The 18,953-nt window shown below is 74.8% G+C and carries 17 protein-coding genes; 4 read left to right on the plus strand and 13 right to left on the minus strand.

All coding sequences use genetic code 11. The annotated features are described in order from the left end of the window. Nucleotides 1–44: 44 nt before the first annotated feature. Entirely contained in the window at nt 45–836 is a 792-nt protein-coding gene (locus BLS43_RS07820; protein ID WP_093078991.1) for a transglutaminase-like domain-containing protein, read from the plus strand. On the opposite strand, the gene BLS43_RS07825 is transcribed toward BLS43_RS07820, so the two are convergent. Continuing rightward, nucleotides 823–1,281, minus strand: coding sequence for an NUDIX hydrolase (locus BLS43_RS07825; protein ID WP_218129745.1), 459 nt, complete (start codon nt 1,279–1,281; stop codon nt 823–825). The genes BLS43_RS07820 and BLS43_RS07825 overlap by 14 nt on opposite strands. Nucleotides 1,282–1,332: 51 nt before the next feature. Between BLS43_RS07825 and BLS43_RS07830 the strand changes: the two genes are divergently transcribed. Further along, nucleotides 1,333–2,304: an alpha/beta fold hydrolase gene (locus tag BLS43_RS07830; RefSeq protein WP_093078994.1), complete on the plus strand. Its 972-nt coding sequence runs from the start codon at nt 1,333–1,335 to the stop codon at nt 2,302–2,304. Nucleotides 2,305–2,440: 136 nt separating this feature from the next. On the opposite strand, the gene BLS43_RS07835 is transcribed toward BLS43_RS07830, so the two are convergent. From BLS43_RS07835 to BLS43_RS07850, 4 genes are all read right to left on the minus strand, one after another. Beyond that, nucleotides 2,441–5,377 (minus strand): vitamin B12-dependent ribonucleotide reductase, encoded by a 2,937-nt coding sequence (locus tag BLS43_RS07835; protein ID WP_093078997.1) that lies wholly within the window; start codon nt 5,375–5,377, stop codon nt 2,441–2,443. Between the two features lie 118 nt (nt 5,378–5,495). Then, entirely contained in the window at nt 5,496–5,996 is a 501-nt protein-coding gene (gene nrdR / locus BLS43_RS07840; protein ID WP_093079000.1) for a transcriptional regulator NrdR, read from the minus strand. A gap of 657 nt (nt 5,997–6,653) precedes the next feature. After that, nucleotides 6,654–7,196 (minus strand): hypothetical protein, encoded by a 543-nt coding sequence (locus BLS43_RS07845; protein ID WP_093079003.1) that lies wholly within the window; start codon nt 7,194–7,196, stop codon nt 6,654–6,656. Between the two features lie 143 nt (nt 7,197–7,339). Beyond that, complete coding sequence (locus BLS43_RS07850) at nt 7,340–8,050, minus strand: hypothetical protein (protein WP_143029971.1); 711 nt, start codon at nt 8,048–8,050, stop codon at nt 7,340–7,342. A gap of 305 nt (nt 8,051–8,355) precedes the next feature. On the opposite strand from BLS43_RS07850, the gene lexA reads away from it, so the two are divergent. Beyond that, nucleotides 8,356–9,069 carry a transcriptional repressor LexA gene (gene lexA, locus BLS43_RS07855; RefSeq protein WP_093079009.1) on the plus strand — a complete coding sequence of 238 codons (714 nt, stop codon included), beginning with the start codon at nt 8,356–8,358 and terminating at the stop codon, nt 9,067–9,069. A gap of 10 nt (nt 9,070–9,079) precedes the next feature. On the opposite strand, the gene BLS43_RS07860 is transcribed toward lexA, so the two are convergent. The 6 genes from BLS43_RS07860 to BLS43_RS07885 form a co-directional block, all read right to left on the minus strand. Further along, on the minus strand, nt 9,080–9,910 hold the full coding sequence (locus BLS43_RS07860; RefSeq protein ID WP_093079012.1) for a universal stress protein: 831 nt from the start codon (nt 9,908–9,910) through the stop codon (nt 9,080–9,082). A gap of 170 nt (nt 9,911–10,080) precedes the next feature. Next, nucleotides 10,081–11,100, minus strand: coding sequence for a hypothetical protein (locus BLS43_RS07865; protein WP_093079015.1), 1,020 nt, complete (start codon nt 11,098–11,100; stop codon nt 10,081–10,083). A 102-nt stretch (nt 11,101–11,202) separates the two neighbouring features. Beyond that, nucleotides 11,203–12,645 (minus strand): GTPase HflX, encoded by a 1,443-nt coding sequence (gene hflX, locus BLS43_RS07870; protein ID WP_093079018.1) that lies wholly within the window; start codon nt 12,643–12,645, stop codon nt 11,203–11,205. Then, nucleotides 12,642–13,487 (minus strand): diaminopimelate epimerase, encoded by an 846-nt coding sequence (dapF, locus tag BLS43_RS07875; RefSeq protein ID WP_093079021.1) that lies wholly within the window; start codon nt 13,485–13,487, stop codon nt 12,642–12,644. Before dapF ends, hflX begins: the two co-directional genes overlap by 4 nt. Further along, nucleotides 13,484–14,380: a tRNA (adenosine(37)-N6)-dimethylallyltransferase MiaA gene (gene miaA, locus BLS43_RS07880; protein WP_093079024.1), complete on the minus strand. Its 897-nt coding sequence runs from the start codon at nt 14,378–14,380 to the stop codon at nt 13,484–13,486. Before miaA ends, dapF begins: the two co-directional genes overlap by 4 nt. Continuing rightward, nucleotides 14,377–15,057: a class III extradiol ring-cleavage dioxygenase family protein gene (locus tag BLS43_RS07885; protein ID WP_093079026.1), complete on the minus strand. Its 681-nt coding sequence runs from the start codon at nt 15,055–15,057 to the stop codon at nt 14,377–14,379. The genes miaA and BLS43_RS07885 overlap by 4 nt, the downstream gene beginning before the upstream one ends. 290 nt (nt 15,058–15,347) lie before the next feature. Between BLS43_RS07885 and BLS43_RS07890 the strand changes: the two genes are divergently transcribed. Then, nucleotides 15,348–16,907 carry a DUF349 domain-containing protein gene (locus BLS43_RS07890; protein WP_245707364.1) on the plus strand — a complete coding sequence of 520 codons (1,560 nt, stop codon included), beginning with the start codon at nt 15,348–15,350 and terminating at the stop codon, nt 16,905–16,907. Nucleotides 16,908–16,920: 13 nt separating this feature from the next. On the opposite strand, the gene BLS43_RS07895 is transcribed toward BLS43_RS07890, so the two are convergent. Together BLS43_RS07895 and miaB are read right to left on the minus strand one after the other, a co-directional pair. Further along, a complete protein-coding gene (locus tag BLS43_RS07895) occupies nt 16,921–17,442 on the minus strand; it encodes an Rv2732c family membrane protein (RefSeq protein ID WP_093079029.1) in 522 nt (173 codons plus the stop codon). Next, nucleotides 17,439–18,908 carry a tRNA (N6-isopentenyl adenosine(37)-C2)-methylthiotransferase MiaB gene (gene miaB / locus BLS43_RS07900; protein WP_245707365.1) on the minus strand — a complete coding sequence of 490 codons (1,470 nt, stop codon included), beginning with the start codon at nt 18,906–18,908 and terminating at the stop codon, nt 17,439–17,441. Before miaB ends, BLS43_RS07895 begins: the two co-directional genes overlap by 4 nt. Between the last annotated feature and the right edge of the window lie 45 nt (nt 18,909–18,953).

Raw genomic sequence — 18,953 nt, forward strand, 5'->3', positions numbered from 1 at the left:
GCCCGCGAGTCGCCGCCGCCCGTCGTGGCTGCGACGATTCAGACATGCGACGCGACCTCTCCGCCCGGCTCCAGCTGTCCGTCTCCGAGCAGGCCCTGTTCGCGCTGCAGATCGCTGTCGCGGGCGGGGCCGACGAGCGGCTCGCGCTCACCCTCGACGGCGGGGCCCTGCCCGCACCCACCGAGCTGATCGACGAGCTCGGCAACCGCACCCACCTCTTCGACTGCCCACCGGGAGACCTGGCGGTGGACTACGCGGCCCGGGTCGACGGACGGCGCGAGGTGCCCTCGTCGGACGCCCGGGAGAGGCTGCTCGCGCTGCGGCCCAGCCGCTACTGCCCGTCGGACCGGCTGCTGTTCACGGCCACCCGCGAGTTCGGGGACGTGCACGGCGCGGGCGCGCGCATCGAGGCGGTCACCCGGTGGGTGCGGGAGCGGCTGCTCTACGTCGGCGGGTCCTCCAAACCGACCGACGACGCCGTGGACACCCTGCTGCTCGGCGAGGGCGTCTGCCGCGACTACGCCCACCTGGTGACCACGCTGCTGCGGGCACTCGACGTCCCCGCCCGGCTCGTCGCCGTCTACGCCCCGGGGCTGTCCCCGATGGACTTCCACGCGGTCGTCGAGGCGTGGGACGGGGAGGGCTGGCGGCTGGTCGACGCCACCGGCCTGGCCCCGCGGGAGTCGATGGTGCGGATCCACACCGGCCGCGACGCCGCGGACACCGCCTTCCTGACGACCCACCACGGCATCGTGGACCTGACGTGGATGCAGGTCACCGCCGTCGTCGACGAGCTGCCCCAGGAGGACTGGGGCGCGGTGGTCAGGCTGGGCTGACGCGCGGGTCGAACCCGAACTCGACGATCGGCGGCAGGCCCGTGCGGAGGCGGTCGAACACGAACCGCTCGTGCGGGACGACGTTCTCGGGCAGCGCGTCGAGCGCGAACCACTCGATCCCGGCGGACTTCTCCTCCTCGACCCGGCGGGGCGTGCCGCTCCAGCGGGTGCAGGTGAAGAAGAAGTCGACCCGCTGGTCGATCGGCTCGCGGGTGCCCGTGCGGTGCATCGCGGTCACCGGGGTGAGGTCCGTCGGCACCACGTCCAGCTCCTCGCGGGCCTCCCGGAGCGCGGCCTCGACGACCGTCTCGCCCTCCTCGACGTGCCCGGCCGCGGCGGTGGCCCAGAACCCGTCGCGGTAGCCCGTGTTGCGGCGGAGCTGCAGCAGGACGTGATCGTCCCGGCGGAGGATCACGTAGGCGGCGGGGACGAGCTGGAAGCGCACGCGTCACACACTAGAGACACGGCGGTGACCACCCGGTCCTACCGTCGCGCCATGACCGTGCAACCCGTCGCGGGTCGACTCGGCGTGGTGCCCGCGCGCGAGGCGGAGCTGCGCTTCCGGACCGTCCACGGCTACCGGCGGGCGTTCCGGGTCGCGGGGTCGGGGCCGGCGATCGTGCTGGTCCACGGCATCGGGGACAGCTCACAGACCTGGACCCCGGTGCTCGAGCGGCTCGCCCGCACCCACCTGGTGATCGCACCGGACCTGCTCGGGCACGGGCACTCGGACAAGCCGCGGGCCGACTACTCGGTCGCGGCGTACGCGAACGGGATCCGGGACCTGCTCGGCGTCCTCGGGGTCACCCGGGCGACGCTGGTCGGGCACTCCCTCGGCGGCGGCGTCGCGATGCAGTTCGCCTACCAGTTCCCGGACCGCACCGAGCGGCTCGTCCTCGTGGGTTCCGGTGGCGCCGGGCCGGAGGTCAACCCCGTCCTGCGGGCCATGACACTGCCCGGCGCGGCGGCCGCGCTGCACGCGCTGCGGCTGCCGACGATGCGGTGGCAGGTCGGCGCCGCCGTGAGCCTGATGCGGGCGCTGGGCACCGACCTCGGGCGTGACGCCGAGGACATGCTCCGCATCGTCGACGCCCTGCCCGACGCGACCTCCCGCGCCGCCTTCATCCGCACGCTGCGCGCGGTCGTGGACTGGCGCGGTCAGGTCGTGACGATGCTGGACCGCTGCTACCTCACCCGCGGCATGCCGACCCTGCTGGTGTGGGGTGGGCGGGACGCGATCGTGCCCGTCGAGCACGGGCACCGCGCCCACGCCGCCATGCCGGGCAGCCGGTTCGAGATCTTCGACGACGCGGGCCACTTCCCGTTCCACACCTCCCCCGAGCGCTTCACGAGCCTGCTGGAGGAGTTCCTGGCGGCCACCGAACCGGCCCGCTGGAGCCCGGAGCAGTGGCGCCAGCTCCTGCGCACCACACCCACCGAGCCGCCCGGGGTCCGCTCCGCGACCTGACCGACTCGGCCGTTGTGGAGCCACGACTGTCGTTTCCGGCGGTCGACACGGCCATTGTGGAGCCACGATGCGGCCCGGGGGTGGAGACGGCGTCGGCCCGCCCCTGGGTGAGGGGCGGGCCGACGATCACGCGCTGTCAGCTGCAGCCGCTGGTGGAGCCGCAGCCCTCGCAGAGGTAGCAGGAGCCCGCGGGGCGCATCTTCGTGCCGCAGGTGAGGCACAGCGGGGCGTCCGCGGCCTTGCCCAGCCGCAGCTCGAGCAGCTCGGTGGAGCTGCCGACCTCGACCGGTGCCGGGCTCACGCCGGCCGGGGTGGCCGACGGCGGGGTGACGTCCACCGTGGACCGGACCGTCTCGAGGTCCAGCTCCGCCGGGCTCGAGTAGTCCTGCTCGACCTGTGCCGAGCGCTCCTGCGCCGAGAAGATCCCCAGCTGGGCGCGCTTCTCGTAGGGCAGGTGGTCCAGCGCGAGGCGGCGGAACAGGTAGTCCAGGACGCTCGTCGCGATGCGCACGTCCGGGTCGTCCGTCATGCCCGCGGGCTCGAAGCGCAGGTTGCTGAACTTCGAGACGTAGAACTCCAGCGGGATGCCGTACTGCAGGCCGACCGAGATCGACATGGAGAAGGCATCCATCACACCGGCCAGGGTCGAGCCCTGCTTGCCGAGCTTGACGAAGATCTCGCCCAGGCCGTCGTCCGGGTAGGAGCCCGCGGTCAGGTAGCCCTCGGCGCCGGCCACGGTGAACGAGATGGTCTCGCTCGGGCGCTTCTTCGGCAGCCGCTTGCGGACCGGCCGCTGCTCGACGACGACCTGCGGCTCGGCCTTCTCCGCCTCCGCGGACGACTTCGCCTGCTTCCCCGCGGAGAGGGGCTGGCCGACCTTGCAGTTGTCCCGGTAGATGGCGAGCGCCTTGATGCCGAGGCGCCAGCCCTCGAGGTAGATCTTCTCGACGTCGTCCACCGAGGCGGCCTCGGGCATGTTGACCGTCTTCGAGATGGCCCCGGAGAGGAACGGCTGCACCGCGGCCATCATCCGGACGTGGCCCATGGGCGCGATCGAGCGCTCGCCCATGGCGCAGTCGAACACCTCGTAGTGGTCCGGCTTCATGCCCGGCGCGTCCACCACGTGCCCGTGCTCGGCCACGTACTCGACGATCGCCTCGGCCTGCTCGGCCTGGTAGCCGAGCTGGTCCAGCGCCCGGCGGACCGTCTGGTTGACGATCTGCATCGAGCCGCCGCCGACGAGCTTCTTGAACTTGACCAGCGCCAGGTCCGGCTCGATGCCGGTCGTGTCGCAGTCCATCATCAGGCCGATGGTGCCGGTCGGGGCCAGCACGGAGGCCTGCGCGTTGCGCCAGCCGTTCCGCTCACCCGTGGCCAGGGCGTCCTTCCAGGTGATGGTGGCCAGCTTCTGGATCGCGGTGCTGGCCGGGAAGGTGCGGTAGCCGTCGTTCGCCGCGGCGTGCTTGCGCATGACGCGCTGGTGCGACTCGGCGTTGCGGGCGTAGCCCTCGTACGGGCCGACGACGCCGGCGAGCTCGGCGGAGCGCTTGTACGCCGCACCGGTCATCAGCGAGGTGATCGACGCGGCGAGCGCGCGGCCGCCCTCGGAGTCGTAGGCGTGACCGGTCGCCATGAGCAGCGCGCCCAGGTTGGCGTAGCCGATGCCCAGCTGGCGGAACTTGCGCGTGGTGTCCGCGATCGGCTCCGTGGGGAAGTCCGCGAAGCAGATCGAGATGTCCATGGCGGTGATGATCAGCTCGACGGCCTTGGCGAAGCGCGGCGCGTCGAACCGGCCGCCCTCGTCGAGGAACTTGAGCAGGTTCAGCGACGCCAGGTTGCAGCTGGAGTTGTCCAGGTGCATGTACTCGGAGCAGGGGTTCGACGCGGTGATCCGGCCGGACTCCGGGGTGGTGTGCCAGTCGTTGATCGTGTCGTCGTACTGGATGCCGGGGTCGGCGCACTCCCACGCGGCCTGCGCGATGCCGCGGAACAGGGTGCGGGCGTCCGTGCGCTCGATGATCTCGCCGGTCGTGCGGGAGCGGAGGCCGAAGTCGGTCCCGCCCTCGACGGCGTGCATGAACTCGTCGGTGACCCGGACGGAGTTGTTGGCGTTCTGGTACTGCACCGACGTGATGTCGGAGCCGCCCAGGTCCATGTCGAAGCCCGCATCCCGCAGGACGCGGATCTTCGCCTCCTCCTTGGCCTTGGTCTCGACGAACTCGACGATGTCGGGGTGGTCGACGTCCAGCACGACCATCTTCGCCGCGCGACGGGTGGCGCCGCCGGACTTGATGGTGCCCGCGGAGGCGTCCGCACCGCGCATGAAGGAGACCGGGCCCGAGGCGGTGCCGCCGGAGGACAGCAGCTCCTTCGACGACCGGATGCGGGAGAGGTTCAGACCGGCGCCGGAGCCGCCCTTGAAGATCAGGCCCTCCTCGCGGTACCAGTTCAGGATCGAGTCCATCTCGTCGTCCACCGAGAGGATGAAGCAGGCGCTGACCTGCTGCGGGGACGCGGTGCCGACGTTGAACCAGACCGGGGAGTTGAAGCTGAACACCTGGTGCAGCAGCATCCAGGTCAGCTCCTGGGCGAAGATCTCCGCGTCCTCGTCGGTGGCGAAGTAGCCGTGCTCGACGCCCGCCCGGTGGTAGGTGCCGACGACCCGGTCGATCAGGGCGCGCAGGCTCGACTCGCGCTGCGGCGAGCCGACGGCGCCGCGGAAGTACTTGCTGGTCACGATGTTGGTGGCGTTCAGCGACCAGAAGTCGGGGAACTCGACCCCGCGCTGCTCGAAGTTGATCGTCCCGTCCCGCCAGTTCGTCATCACGACGTCCCGGCGCTCCCAGGTCACCTCGTCGTACGGGTGCACCCCGGGCGTGGTGTGCAGCCGCTCGACGGTGAGGCCCCGGCGGCTCTTGGACTGCGCGGTCTGCGCGGTCTGCGCGGCCTGCGCGGCCTGCGCGGTCTGTGCAGACGACGCGGACTTGCGGCCCCGTCCGTTGCCCCCCGCAGAGCCCTTCGACGCTGCGGTGGCAGCGCTCTCGGTGGGCTCCGCCCCGACGGTCTCCGTCATGCTCTCCCTCATTCGCGTCCGTACGTCACCGCGTCCCGCCGGCTGGGGCGGCGGGGCGGATTGCGTAACGGGGTCGGCTCGCCCGTGCTCGCTCGGCGAACGGGTCGGCCCCTGGTCCTCACCCGGCGGGTCGTGGGTCCCGCTGGGCGCGACCCGACGACGCGGCTGCTTCCCCGGCAGCCGTGCGCAGGTCGGCGATCTCCTTCTCGAAGTCCTCGATGGACGAGAACGACCGGTACACGCTCGCGAAGCGCAGGTACGCCACCTCGTCGAGCTCCTTGAGCGGTCCGAGGATCGCGAGCCCCACCTCGTGGCTGGGGATCTCCGCGGTACCGCCTGCCCGGACGGCCTCCTCGACGCGGTGCGCCAGCTGTTGCAACGCATCCTCGTCGACCGGCCTGCCCTGGCACGCCCGGCGCACCCCCGAGACCACCTTGTCCCGGCTGAACGGCTCCGTGACGCCGCTGCGCTTCAGCACCGCGAGAACGGCCTCCTCGACGGTCGTGAAGCGCTTCCCGCAGGCCGCGCAGGAACGGCGGCGACGGGTCGCCGCGCCCTCCTCGACCTCGCGAGAGTCGATCACCTTGCAGTCCGAGTGGCGGCAGAACGGGCATCGCATTGCGGATCCCTCCCTCTCTCCACCGTACTCGGCTTGTCGGCCCGGATCGACTCACAAACCCAAGCTGTAGGCGAACGACACGGATGTAACCACAAGATGTAGGGGTGCCGCCAATGCCGTGGCCCACCGCTCGCCGGACTTCCCCCGATCGGGAACGAACCTGTCACGTCCGAGCCTGCGACCACGCCCCGGGTGCGGCCGTGCCCGGCCGGCGACAGCCCGTGACGCCCCGCAGGTCATGACCATCGAGCCGGGACACCGACACCGGGCGCCGGAGCCCGGGCGGGCGCCGGGACCGCTCGTCGCGTCGACGACCGGCGGGTCACGTGCGGGGAACGAGACCGTGTCACGCGGACGGCGTGTCGCCGCCCGCGGTGTGTCGCGAACCCGGGACCGGTCCGGCACGCACCGTGCGCACCCCACGCCGCGCGACACCCACACGGACGCACAGCGACCTCACTCGCACCAGCTCACGAGCACGGTCGGACGACCGGAGACCCGCTGTGCCCGGTCGAGCCCCCGAACCGGGGGCCCGCTCGCCGCCACCGCCGGGCGCGTCCACACCGCGACGAACGCGGTGGTCGCGCGACGCACCCCTCCCGGCGCACCGCACGGGCCGCGCGAACCGGGCGCGCGCGGCGACGCCCGCGGCGCGGCTCATCGCGCGCCGGCCAGGTCCGCCAGGAGACCGAGGACGACCACGACGGTCGCCGAGCCCAGAGCGACCGCCACCGCCGCGAGCACGCGGTCGGTCAGCCCGGCCCGCACCTCCCCCGCGAGCCGACGCGCCCCGCCGGGACGGCCGCGCCCCAGCCGCGGCCTGCGGGTGGGGACGCAGGGGCCCCCGATCGTCGAGGACTGTCGCCGCGCGGGACGGCAGGCGGGCAGGACCGCGGGCCCGTCCGCCCGGCGCAGGGCCCTGGCCCCCGAGGCGTACGCGCCGAGGACCCGCGGCGCCGCAGCGGCGGGCGCCACGGGCGCCGTGGAGGCCGCGGGCGGGACCGCCGCCGCGTGCGCCCTCCGGTACGAGGCCGGGGCGCCGGAGGCGTGCGGTGCGCCCGCGACCCCGCCCCACCCCTGGCTCCGCTCGCGCTCCGACCGGGCGCGCGACGGCCCCCGACGCTCGCCCGCGCAGGCCGGGCGCCCCTCCTCGCCGCGACCGGTCCGCTCGACCGGCCGCACCGCGTTCCCGAGTTCCATCACGGCCTCCCGACCCGCGCCGACCGGCCCGAACCGGATGTCCGGGGCAGCGATCGAACGCCTGTGCGATGTCTAGCAACGGGCACCGACAAGAACCGGTGCCGCACACCCGCGGGTTCACCCCGATGGACGACCGGGGACGGTCAGGCGGGGACGCGCACCACGGTGCCCGCGGGCAGCACACCCACCGCGGCCGACCCGAGACCGTTGTCCGCCACGATCCGCTCGACCGCCGCGGCGGCGTCCGCCTCCGGAACCTCCCGGCGCGCGAGGTCCCACACCGTCTCCCCCGGCTCGACCACCACGGCCGCCACGCCGGTCGGCACCTCCGCCCGGGCGTGTGCGGCGCCCGAGGCCTGCCCCACCAGGCCCAACCCCACCACGACGAGCATCGCCACCAGGCCGAGCGCCGCCGCGGCCACCGCCCGGCGCAGCGCGTAGCGCCGCGCCGTCACCGGCCCGACCCTCCCCGGCACGTCCCTCCCCGGCACGGCCTGGACGGCGCGCCGCCGGAGGTCGGGAGCACCGATGGACGACGGCCGCGACGGCCGCGACGGCGCGGCGACGCCGTGAGACCACATGCCCCGGTCACTGCGCCGCCACCGCTGCGTCTCCAGCAGCCGGACGCCGCCCGGACCGCCCGCCGCGGCGCCGACCGCGACACCGCGGCGAAGCACGGAGACCCGCTCCCCCGCCGCGGCCGGTCGCACGGGACGGGGGCCGACCGGGCGCGGGCCGGTCCCGGACCGCCGCACTCCGCCGCCCGCGACCAGACCTGTGCCGACCCCCGTGCCGACTCCCGTGCCGACTCCCGTGCCCTCGAGCTCCACGACCCCGCCAGCCGACCGGTCCATCGCCGCTCTCCCGCCTGCCCGCACCCGCGAGCCCACTCCACCGCGCGCCACTCGCACGCATGTTCGATTCGAACGTCCGTGCGAGTTCTTACCATCGACCGCCGGGCGCGTCACCCCTCCCGCGCCGACACGATCGGCGTGTCGTTCGAACATGTGTTTGGCGAACGACCGGATCCGGGCTACCGTCCGAACCCGACGGACCCCCGGCGACCCGTGACGGGTCGGCCGGGCCGACCCCGCCGCTCTCGCCGAGCGGGGTCGATCGGGTGGCACGAGCGAGCGGGACACGAGGAGGCGGCAGGGAGATGGCACGGGACGAGTCCGGCGCCGGCGGCGAGACCGGACAGGTGCGCGCCTTTCCGGACCCACCGGCGGACCCCACCACGCTGACCCCGCGGCAGCGGAGGGTACTGGCGGTGATCCGGGACTGGGTCGACCGCTTCGGCTACCCGCCCAGCGTGCGCGAGATCGGGGACGCGGTGGGCCTCACGTCCACGTCGTCGGTGCACCACCAGCTGCGGACCCTGGAGCGCAAGGGGTACCTGCGCCGCGACCCCAACCGCACCCGTGCGGTGGACGTGCGCAGCCCCGAGGAGGAGGCGGGCACCTCCTCGGACCAGCCGGACGTGCTGACCGAGCGCCCCGCGCCCGCGTTCGTGCCGGTCCTGGGCAGCATCGCGGCCGGTGGGCCGATCCTGGCCGAGCAGGCGGTGGAGAGCGTCTTCCCGCTGCCGCGGGAGATCGTCGGCGAGGGCGAGCTCTTCCTCCTGCACGTCAAGGGCGACTCCATGATCGAGGCCGCGATCATGGACGGCGACTGGGTCGTCGTGCGGCAGCAGCCGGTGGCCGAGCAGGGTGAGATCGTCGCCGCGATGATCGACGGCGAGGCGACGGTCAAGACGTTCAAGCGCACGGCGGGCCAGATCTGGCTGCTGCCCGCCAACCCCGCCTACGAGCCGATCGACGGCAACGAGGCCACCATCCTCGGTCGCGTCGTCACGGTGCTGCGCAGGCTCTGACCGGAGCGGCTCAGTCGGGGGCGGGCACCACGATCACGGGGTAGCGGGCGCTGCGGACCAGCACACCCGCCACCCCGCCGAGCAGGATCCGGCGCATCGTCGGGTAGCCGCGCGAGCCCACGACCAGCAGGTCCGTCCGCTCGGACAGGTCGGCGAGGGTGGCCCCCACCGACTGGCCGGGACGGCTGACGACCACGTCGGTCAGCGCGTCGATCTCCGTGGGCGCCTGGGCGATCCCCTTGTGGGCGATCTCGGTCGCGGCGGGCACGTCCGCCTCGCTCGCCGCGACGACGGCGAACCGCAACGCCGCGCCCGTCCGGCCGGCGAGGTGGACGGCGAGGACCGTGGCGCGGTCGGCCTCCGGGGTGCCGTCGTACGCCACGGTGATCACGGTGATGCCCTGGGCCGCGGTGTGCCGGTAGCCGCGGGGGGCGATCGCGACCGGGCAGCGGGCCGCGGGCAGGAGTCGGTGCACGGTGCTGCCGGGGGCGAGCCGTCCGAGCAGTCCGCCGCCCGTCGACCCGACGACCAGGACGGCCGCCCCGGACTCCTCCGCGTACTCGGCGAGCACCGTCGCCGCAGGTCCGGGGCCGAGTGGGGCGAACTCCGGAAGCGCGTTCCCGCCGATCAGCTCGCGGGCCCGGCCGAACCGGGCGAGCGCGACCTCTTCCGCCTTGTCCCGCCACCGGGGGTCGCGGGCGACCGCGGAGTACCCCAGCCCGTCCGTCGGGTACACCGTCGCGACGACGGCGGTCAGCCCGGTCAGCCGGGCCAGCTGGACCCCGAGGACCAGGGCGTCGTGGCCGCCCGGGGTGTCCTCGTAGGCGGTCACGATCGGCACCGGGCCAGCCTAGGTCGGGTGGACCCTCCGGACGGCGCCGGTGCGCAGGCTGTAACCAGCACGTCACAGGGCGGCGCGTCCGACTCGCGTGTCCGAAGTGGGGGACTCGCGGATCCTCCCGCGAGTCCCCCGTTCCGGACACGCGAGTCTCCCGGGGGCGCGGCCGGTGGTCAGCGGCGGCGGGTGTGCAGGGCCAGCGCCCCCGCGGCGAGGCCGAGCACCACCACCGCGACTCCACCGCCGATCACGGCGGGCCGCCACTCGGGCACCGGTTCGGGCGGCGCGGCGGCCGGGGGCGGCGGGGTCGGGAGGGGCGGCGCCGCGGCCAGTGCGGCGTCGACCGCGCCCGGCACGGCCCGCAGCCTGCCGTCCCGCCCGCGTGCCTCGGACCCCGACAGCAGGGTCCCGTCGGGCAGGAACGCGATCGCCTCGCCCTGCGGCTCGTCCGGCAGCGGGACCTGCAGCGGCGTGGTCTGCAGGGCCGCCACCAGGTCGCCGGAGGGCGGCACGCGGTAGAGCCACGCGTCCGTGTAGGTGCGCACCGCGACCACGCGCCCGTCGGGCGACACCGCTCCGCCGGTCACCGTGAACGCGCCGAGCGCCCCGATCGGGCCTCCGCGCGTCTCCGACCGCGCGAACCCGACGCTGCCGACGCGGCGCAGCGGCGTCGGGCCCGGCTCGGCGAGCGGGCCGTCCGGCCGGTAGACCCCCGCGACCCCCGTGACCTCCTTGGTCACGACGACCGGGACGCCGTCGGCGCCGAGCAGGACCGCCTCGGCGTCGTGGGCGCCGTCCGGGTAGACGAGCCGGTGCAGGCGGGGCGGGTCGCGCGGGGGGACGACGAGCAGCGCGACCGTCTCCCGCGCGCGGTTGTTGTCGCCGGTGTCGGCGACCCAGAACGTGCCGTCCGGCGCCACGGCCAGGTCCTCGGCGTCGAACGGGTCGAGATCGGCGGTCCGGGTGTCGACGACCGCGCAGTCGGCCGGGTCCAGCCGGTACACCGCGACCCGACGCCCGCCGTCGGCCATGGCCCAGATCTCGCCGTCGTGCACGGCGAGGCCGGACAGCTCGGTCAGCCGGGAGTCGGTGACGGTGCAGAGATCCTCGGGAGCGGCGGGGGTCGCGGCGGCCGCGGGCACCCCGACCAGGCTCACCCCGAGCGCCGCCAGCGCGACGAGACCCGCCCGCACACGACGATCCGCCCGTCGGGAGCGGAACGGTCGGAATCCGACCGCCCCACTCCCCGGTCGTGGATCATGGACGGGGTCGTCCGGTGCCATGGACGTGCGTGCTCAGCCCACCGCGCTGGAGGCGGGCTCCGGGACGGTGCCACCGACCACGAAGGCCACGGCCGCGACGGCGAGCTCCGGGCCCACCCGGACGTGCAGCCTCGTCCCCTCGGCGACGTGCTCCGACGAGAGCACCTCACCCTCGGAGTGCATCCGGGCGACCAGCCCGCCCTCGGTGTAGGGCACGAGCAGCTCGAGGTCCACCTCGGGCCTGGGCAGCCGGTCGGCGAGCGTCGACCGCAGCCGTGCGATGCCGGCCCCGGTGTGCGCCGAGACGAACACGGCGTCCGGCAGCAGGTGGCGCAGCCTGGCCAGGGCGAGGTCGCCCGCGGCGTCCGTCTTGTTGACGACCAGCAGCTCGGGCGGCATCACGCCGCCCTGCTCCTCGCCGATCTCGACGAGCACCGTGCGCACCGCGGCGATCTGGTCCTCCGGCAGCGGGTCGGAGGCGTCCACGACGTGGACCAGCAGGTCCGCCTGCCCGGCCTCCTCGAGGGTGGACCGGAACGCCTCGACGAGCTGGTGCGGCAGGTGCCGCACGAACCCGACGGTGTCGGTGAGGGTGTAGGCCCGCCCGTCCGGCGTCTCCGCCTTACGGGTGGTCGGGTCGAGGGTGGCGAACAGCGCGTCGTGCACCATGACCCCGGCCCCGGTCAACGCGTTGAGCAGCGAGGACTTGCCCGCGTTGGTGTAGCCGACGATCGCGACGCTCGGCACCTCGCGCCGCCGGCGACTGCCGCGCTGGGTGTCTCGCACCTTGCCCATCGCGGTGATCTCGCGGCGCAGCTTGGACATGCGGTGCCGGATCCGCCGCCGGTCCAGCTCGATCTTGGTCTCACCGGGGCCGCGGCCACCGATGCCGACACCGCCCGCGGCCCGGCCGCCGACCTGCCGGGACAGCGCCTCACCCCAGCCGCGCAGCCGCGGCAGGAGGTAGGAGAGCTGGGCCAGCTCGACCTGCGCCTTGCCGTCTCGCGAGCGGGCGTGCTGGGCGAAGATGTCCAGGATCAGGGCGGTCCGGTCGATGACCTTGACCTTGAGCTTGTCCTCCAGCTGGCGCAGCTGGCCGGGCGAGAGCTCGCCGTCGCAGATCACGGTGTCCGCACCGGCGGCCTCGACGGCGTGGTGCAGCTCGTCGACCTTGCCGGAGCCGATGAAGGTGGCGGGGTCGGGCTTCTGGCGCCGCTGCACCAGGCCGTCCATGACCTGGGAGCCCGCGGTCTCGGCCAGCCGGGCCAGCTCGACCATCGACTGGTTGGCCTGCTCGGACGTGCCCTCGGTCCAGACCCCGACGAGCACGACCTTCTCCAGGCGCAGCTGCCGGTACTCGACCTCGGTGACGTCCGCGAGCTCGGTGGAGAGTCCGACGACCCTGCGGAGCGAGGAACGTTCCTCGAGCTCCAGCTCGCCGACGGTGGGGTCCTGCATGAGGGGGGATTCAGTCATCGTGCCGTCGAGTGTCCCACCGAACGGGCCGGTTGTCCCGTCGATTCCCACCAGTCCGCCGTCAGCTCACCGTGAGCGACCAGCACCGCGGGCCCGTGCAACGCCGTGGAGGCGCCCCCGTCCCGGACCGTCACCTCCAGACGCCCGCCCGGTGTGTCGACGGCGAGCCGCCCCGCCGAGCGCCCGGCCGCCCGCAGCGAGGCCAGCGCGGCCGCGACGGTGCCGGTGCCGCAGGACCGGGTCTCCCCCACGCCCCGCTCGTGCACGCGCATCGCGACGGGCTCCAGCGCGGCGGGGGCGATGAACTCGACGTTCGCCCCGCTCGGGAACAGCTCGACATCGCGCCAGGGTGCGCTCGTGAGGTCGAGCGCGCCGATGTCCGCGCTGGTCACGCAGGCCAGGTGCGGGTTCCCGACGTCCACCGCGATCCCCGCGAACTCCACCCCGCCGACGCGCGCGACGGACTCGCCGAACACCACGGCCGGGCCCATCTCCACCGACACCCGGTCCCCGGAGAACGTCACGCTCTTCACGCCCGCGCGGGTGCCGACCTCGCCGCCCGCCCAGCCCCGTCCCTGCAGGTAGCGGGCGAACACCCGCACCCCGTTGCCGCACATCTCGGCGATCGAGCCGTCCGCGTTGCGGTAGTCCATGAACCACTCGGGCCCGTCGACCCCCAGCGCCGCGGACCGCACGACCCGCAACACGCCGTCCGCGCCCAGGCCGCGGCGCCGGTCGCACAGCGCGGCCACGCGCTCGGCCGTGAGGTCGAGCCGCGCCTCGGGGTCGGGCAGCACCACGAAGTCGTTCTCCGTGCCGTGGCCTTTGACGAACGGGATCACGTGACCAGCCTACGAGCCCGCGCCGACAGGTCCGGATCGGCGCCGTCGAGCCAGTGGACGCGCGGGTCGCGCCGGAACCAGGAGCGCTGCCTGCGCACGAACCGCCGAGTCGCGCGCACGGTGTCCGCCGCGGCCTCCGCGAGCGAGCAGGCGCCGTCGAGCGCGGCGACGACCTGCTGGTAGCCGAGCGCCCGGGACGCCGTCCGGCCCTCTCGCAGCCCCCGCTCCAGCAGCGCCCGGGTCTCCTCGACCAACCCCTGTTCCAGCATCAGCGCGACCCGTCGCTCGATCCGCTCGTCGAGTTCCGTGGTCTGCCGGTCGACCCCGATCAGCACGGCGTCGTACCGCGGCACGCGCTGCCCGGGCAACGTCGCGCGGAAGGGCCTGCCGGTCAGCTCGACGACCTCCAGGGCGCGCACGATCCGCCGCCCGTTGCCGGGCAGCACGTTCGCCGCGGCGGCGGGGTCGACCTCGGCGAGTCTGCGGTGCAGCGCCGGGGCCCCGACGGCCGCCAGCTCGCGCTCCCACCGCCCCCGGATCTCGGGGTCGGTGCCGGGGAACTCCAGCTCGTCGACCACGGCCTGCACGTAGAGTCCGGACCCGCCGACCAGGACGGGGGTGCGGCCGCGGGCGAGCAGGTCCTCGATCGTCTCGCGGGCGTGTCGCTGGTAGGCCGCGACCGACGCGGCCTCGGTGACGTCGAGGACGTCGAGCTGGTGGTGCGGGACCCCGCGCCGCTCGGCGACGGGCAGCTTGGCCGTCCCGATGTCCATGCCGCGGTAGAGCTGCATGGCGTCGGCGTTGACCACCTCGCCGTCGAGGGCCTCGGCGAGGTCGAGCGAGAGGTCGGACTTGCCCGTGGCCGTGGGCCCGACGACGCACACCAGTCTCATGCCGGCGTCCAGACGGCCACGTGGTACGCCACGCCGTACGGCGCGCCGGAGTACAGCAGCTCACCCCGCCAGTCGCGGCCCTCCGCCGCCCCCGCCAGGACCTGCCAGGGCGCGCGGCCCGCGGCCCACAGCTCGGCGGCGAGTCCCGGGTCCAGCGCGGCCAGGGCGGCGGGGTCGGCGTGCTCGAGGGCCTTGGCGACGGCGGCGTCGAAGGGCTCCGCGCGCTCGTCCAGGTGGCCGGGGGCCTGCTCGGTGTGCGTCGCGGCACCGTCGCCGACGACCAGCAGGCCCTCGGCCGCCAGCGAGCGCCCGAGTCGCAGGCAGTCCTCCGTGGAGGTGTCGGCGGCGACCAGCTCGCCCCGGATCGTCACCCCGTCGGGCCGCAGCCACCCCGCGACGAGCAGCGGCAGCGGCAGCTCCGGATCGGGGTCGCCGGGATCCCCCGCGAGGGAGACCCGCACGTTCCGGCCGAACCCGCGGAAGGTCCCGACGGCGTGCTCCACCGTCCGCCGCTCGACGTCCGCGCCCACGGCGACCCAGTCCGTGGTCACGGCGGCCATCCGCGCGGCCGCCTCCCGCACCGCCGCCCGCAGGTCCGCGGTCTCGCCCGCGGCCCCCGAGGCGAGCTCCGGGACGAGCAGCGGCGGCTGGGGGACCACGACGACCACGGACGGCACGCGGTCGAGCGTATGCGGTGCGTGCCGCCCGGGCCGCCCCACCGCCGCGCTGTGACCCTCGGTAGCGACGGTGCGTCGGAGGGTCGCATCCGGCGCTCCTCGGCGCGCCGAGGTGCCCGGTCGCGGTCTCGTCCGGGGCGCTGCGGTTCCCCCTGCCCCGCTGACCTGTTTGAATTCGCCGACCGGCGGGCGCGTCGCGCCCGGCCGGTTCGTGCACGGCTCCACCCCGCGGGTCCACCGCGGGGTGGGGCGCCCGCCGGCCCGGCGGGCCCGAACGAGGGAGGACGACGGTGTCGGACGAGCAGACCGGACCGGAGGACGGCACCACGGCCGACGGGGACCCCACCCCGGCGCCCGACGCCGGCACGCAGGTGACCGCCGAGCAGGCCCCGAGCCTCGGGGCGGCGAGCACGCCGGACGAGCGGCAGGCACCGGAGCAGGCCACGGAGCGGACGCCGCCTGCAGCGCAGGCGGAGCCGGTCGCGCCGAAGCCCGCCGCGCCGCGCCCCGGCCCGCCGAGGCCCGGCCCCCGCCCCGGCCCGCCGCCCGGCGGCGCCCGCCCGGCCGCCCCGGCGCCGAGCGCCGCGCCCGTCCCGGCGGCCGCCCCCGTCGAGCCCTCCCCGGTCTCCGCGGCGTCGGAGGACCCCCGCCGCTGGGGCCGGGTGGACGCCGAGGGCGTGGTCTTCCTGCGCACCGCCGAGGGCGAGCGGGAGATCGGCTCCTGGCAGGCGGGCGCGCCCGACGAGGGCCTGGCCCACTTCGCCCGCCGGTTCGACGACCTGCTCGCCGAGACCGAGCTGCTCGTCACCCGGCTCGCGACCGGCGGCGGCGACCCCAAGCACGCCCTGACCGGCGCCAAGGCCTTGCGCGACGGCCTGGACACCGCGGCGGTGCTCGGAGACGTCGAGGGCCTGCGCAAACGGCTCGACGAGCTCGTCGGCATGGCGTCCGACGCCGTCGAGGCCGCGAAGGACGCCCGCGACCAGCACCGCCAGGCCGCCGTCGCCCGCAAGGAGGAGCTCGCCGCCGAGGCCGAGGCCATGGCGAACGAGTCCACCCAGTGGAAGCAGGCGGGCGACCGCTACAAGGCGATCCTCGACGAGTGGCGCGCCATCAAGGGCATCGACCGCAAGACCGACGAGGCGCTGTGGAAGCGCTTCTCCCGGGCCCGGGAGGCCTTCAACCGCCGCCGCGGCTCGCACTTCGCCGACCTCGACCGCCAGCGCGGGGCCGCGAAGGCCCGCAAGGAGGAGCTGGTCGCCGAGGCCGAGGCCCTGTCGTCGTCGGACGACTGGGGGCCCACCGCCGCGCGCTTCCGCGACCTGATGACCGAGTGGAAGGCGGCCGGGCGCGCGCAGAAGGACGCGGACGACGCGCTCTGGCACCGCTTCCGCGGCGCCCAGGACGCGTTCTTCCAGCGGCGCAGCTCGATGTTCGCCGAGCGGGACGAGGAGTTCGAGGCCAACGCCGCCGCGAAGCGGGCGCTGCTCGCCGAGGCCGAGAAGATCGACACCGCGGACGCCGACGCCGCCCGGGCCGCGCTGCGCGGCATCCAGGAGCGGTGGGAGGAGATCGGCAAGGTCCCGAGGGACGACATCCGGCCTCTCGAGCAGCGGCTGCGCGCGGTCGAGGACGCGGTCAAGCAGGCCGCCGAGCGCGAGTGGCGGCGCACGGACCCGGAGACCGAGGCGCGGGTGGCCCAGTTCCGGGAGCGCGTGGAGCAGTTCGAGGCGCAGGCCGAGAAGGCCCGGGCGGCCGGGAACGCGCGGAAGGCGAAGGAGGCCGAGGACCAGGCCGCGCAGTGGCGCGAGTGGCTCGAGGCCGCGCAGCAGTCGGCCGAGAACCTCTGAGGGCCGGCGCAGCTCAGCCGCGCTGCAGCGCGATCTTCGCCCAGGTGAAGGTCAGGACGGCCACCGCGACCGCGGCCAGGATCAGTCCGGGGCCGGGGCCCACCACGCCCTCGAGCGCGCCGGACTGACGGGTCCAGATCGCCCACACGCCCGTCACGGTCGAGATGCCGCAGCCCACGGCGGCCGTGAACGCGATCGCCCACAGGCGCGTGGTCAGCGCCAGCACGGACGCGACCAGCCCGAACAGGGTGGCCGTGATCGTGAACAACCGCGGCAGCGGGCCGAGGTTCTCGACCCCGACCAGCAGCTGCCAGCCCGTCGTCGACCCGACCCAGGGCAGCAGCAGCCCACCGACGACGGCGAGCACCCCCACCGCCGCGACCAGCGCCGCCACGCCGGGGTCGATCCGCCGTTCCACCCGCCGCGCGACGCCGGCGAGCTCGGTCTCGAGCGCGGACAGGTCCGTGCCGTTCCCCGAGCCGCCGTTCCCCGCGCCGCCGTTCGAGCCGCGCTCCCAGGGTGCCTCGTCGTTCATCCCCGAACCCCACATCCCGCTGCCACCGGCTCGGCGGCAGGCTTCCCGAACCCCGGCAGCCCCAACCCGGTCGGCGCGCCGCCGGGCCGCTGTCCCGCCTCGTGCGCGTCTCCCGCCCGCGTGCGGCGGTGGGTGTGCACCCCGCCGTCGGACACCAGGTGGTGCGGCGCGCCGTAGTCGATCGTCACGGTGACCAGGTCGCCCGGGCGGGGCGTCGCGGTCCCCGGCGCGAAGTGCACCAGCCTGCCGTCCCGCGCGCGGCCGCTCACCCGGCGGGTCGCGCCGTCCTTGCGGCCCTCGCCGGTGGCGACCAGCACCTCGACGGTGCTGCCCTCGAGCCTGCGGTTCTCCGCCCAGGAGATCTCCTCCTGCAGGGCGACGAGCCGTTCGTAGCGTTCCTGCACGACCGCCTTGGGCAGCTGGTCGGGCAGGTCCGCGGCAGGCGTGCCCGGCCGCGGGGAGTACTGGAACGTGAAGGCCTGGGCGAACCGGGCGCGGCGCACGACGTCGAGGGTCGCGGCGAAGTCCTCCTCGGTCTCCCCCGGGAACCCGACGATGATGTCGGTGGAGACCGCCGCGTCCGGGATCGAGGCCCGGACCTCGTCGAGGATGTCCAGGAAGCGCGACGAGCGGTACGACCGGCGCATGGCGCGCAGCACCCGGTCCGACCCGGACTGCAGCGGCATGTGCAGCTGCGGGCAGACGTTCGGGGTCTCGGCCATCGCGGCGATCACGTCGGAGGTGAAGTCCCGCGGGTGCGGCGAGGTGAACCGGACCCGCTCGAGCCCCTCGACCTCGCCGCAGGCGCGCAGCAGCGACGCGAACGCCTGCCGGTCGCCGAACTCGGAGCCGTAGGCGTTCACGTTCTGCCCGAGCAGGGTCACCTCGAGCACGCCGTCCGCGGCGAGTGCCTGCACCTCGGCGAGGATGTCGCCGGGGCGCCGGTCGCGCTCCTTGCCGCGCAGCGACGGCACGATGCAGAACGTGCAGGTGTTGTTGCAGCCCACCGAGATCGAGACCCAGCCGGCGTAGGCGGAGTCGCGGCGGGCGGGCAGCGTGGAGGGGAAGACCTCCAGCGACTCGAGGATCTCCACCTCGGCGGCGGCGTTGTGCCGGGCGCGCTCCAGCAGGGTGGGCAGCGACCCGACGTTGTGCGTCCCGAACACCACGTCGACCCACGGGGCGCGCCGGGTGATGGTCTCGCGGTCCTTCTGCGCCAGGCAGCCGCCGACGGCGATCTGCATGTCCGGGTTCGCGTCCTTGGCGGGCCGCAGGTGCCCGAGGTTGCCGTACAGCTTGTTGTCCGCGTTCTCCCGCACCGCGCAGGTGTTGAACACGACCACGTCCGCGGTGCCGGGGTCCTCCGCGCGCGCATAGCCCGCCGACTCGAGCAGGCCTGCCATGCGCTCGGAGTCGTGCACATTCATCTGGCACCCGTAGGTGCGGATGGTGTAGCTGCGGGTCACCCCACGAGGGTAGGCCCCGCGGAGGGAGGCCACGGCACCGACCGT

This window comes from Pseudonocardia oroxyli (genome assembly GCF_900102195.1).
In the GTDB taxonomy this organism is placed as follows: Bacteria; Actinomycetota; Actinomycetes; order Mycobacteriales; family Pseudonocardiaceae; genus Pseudonocardia; species Pseudonocardia oroxyli.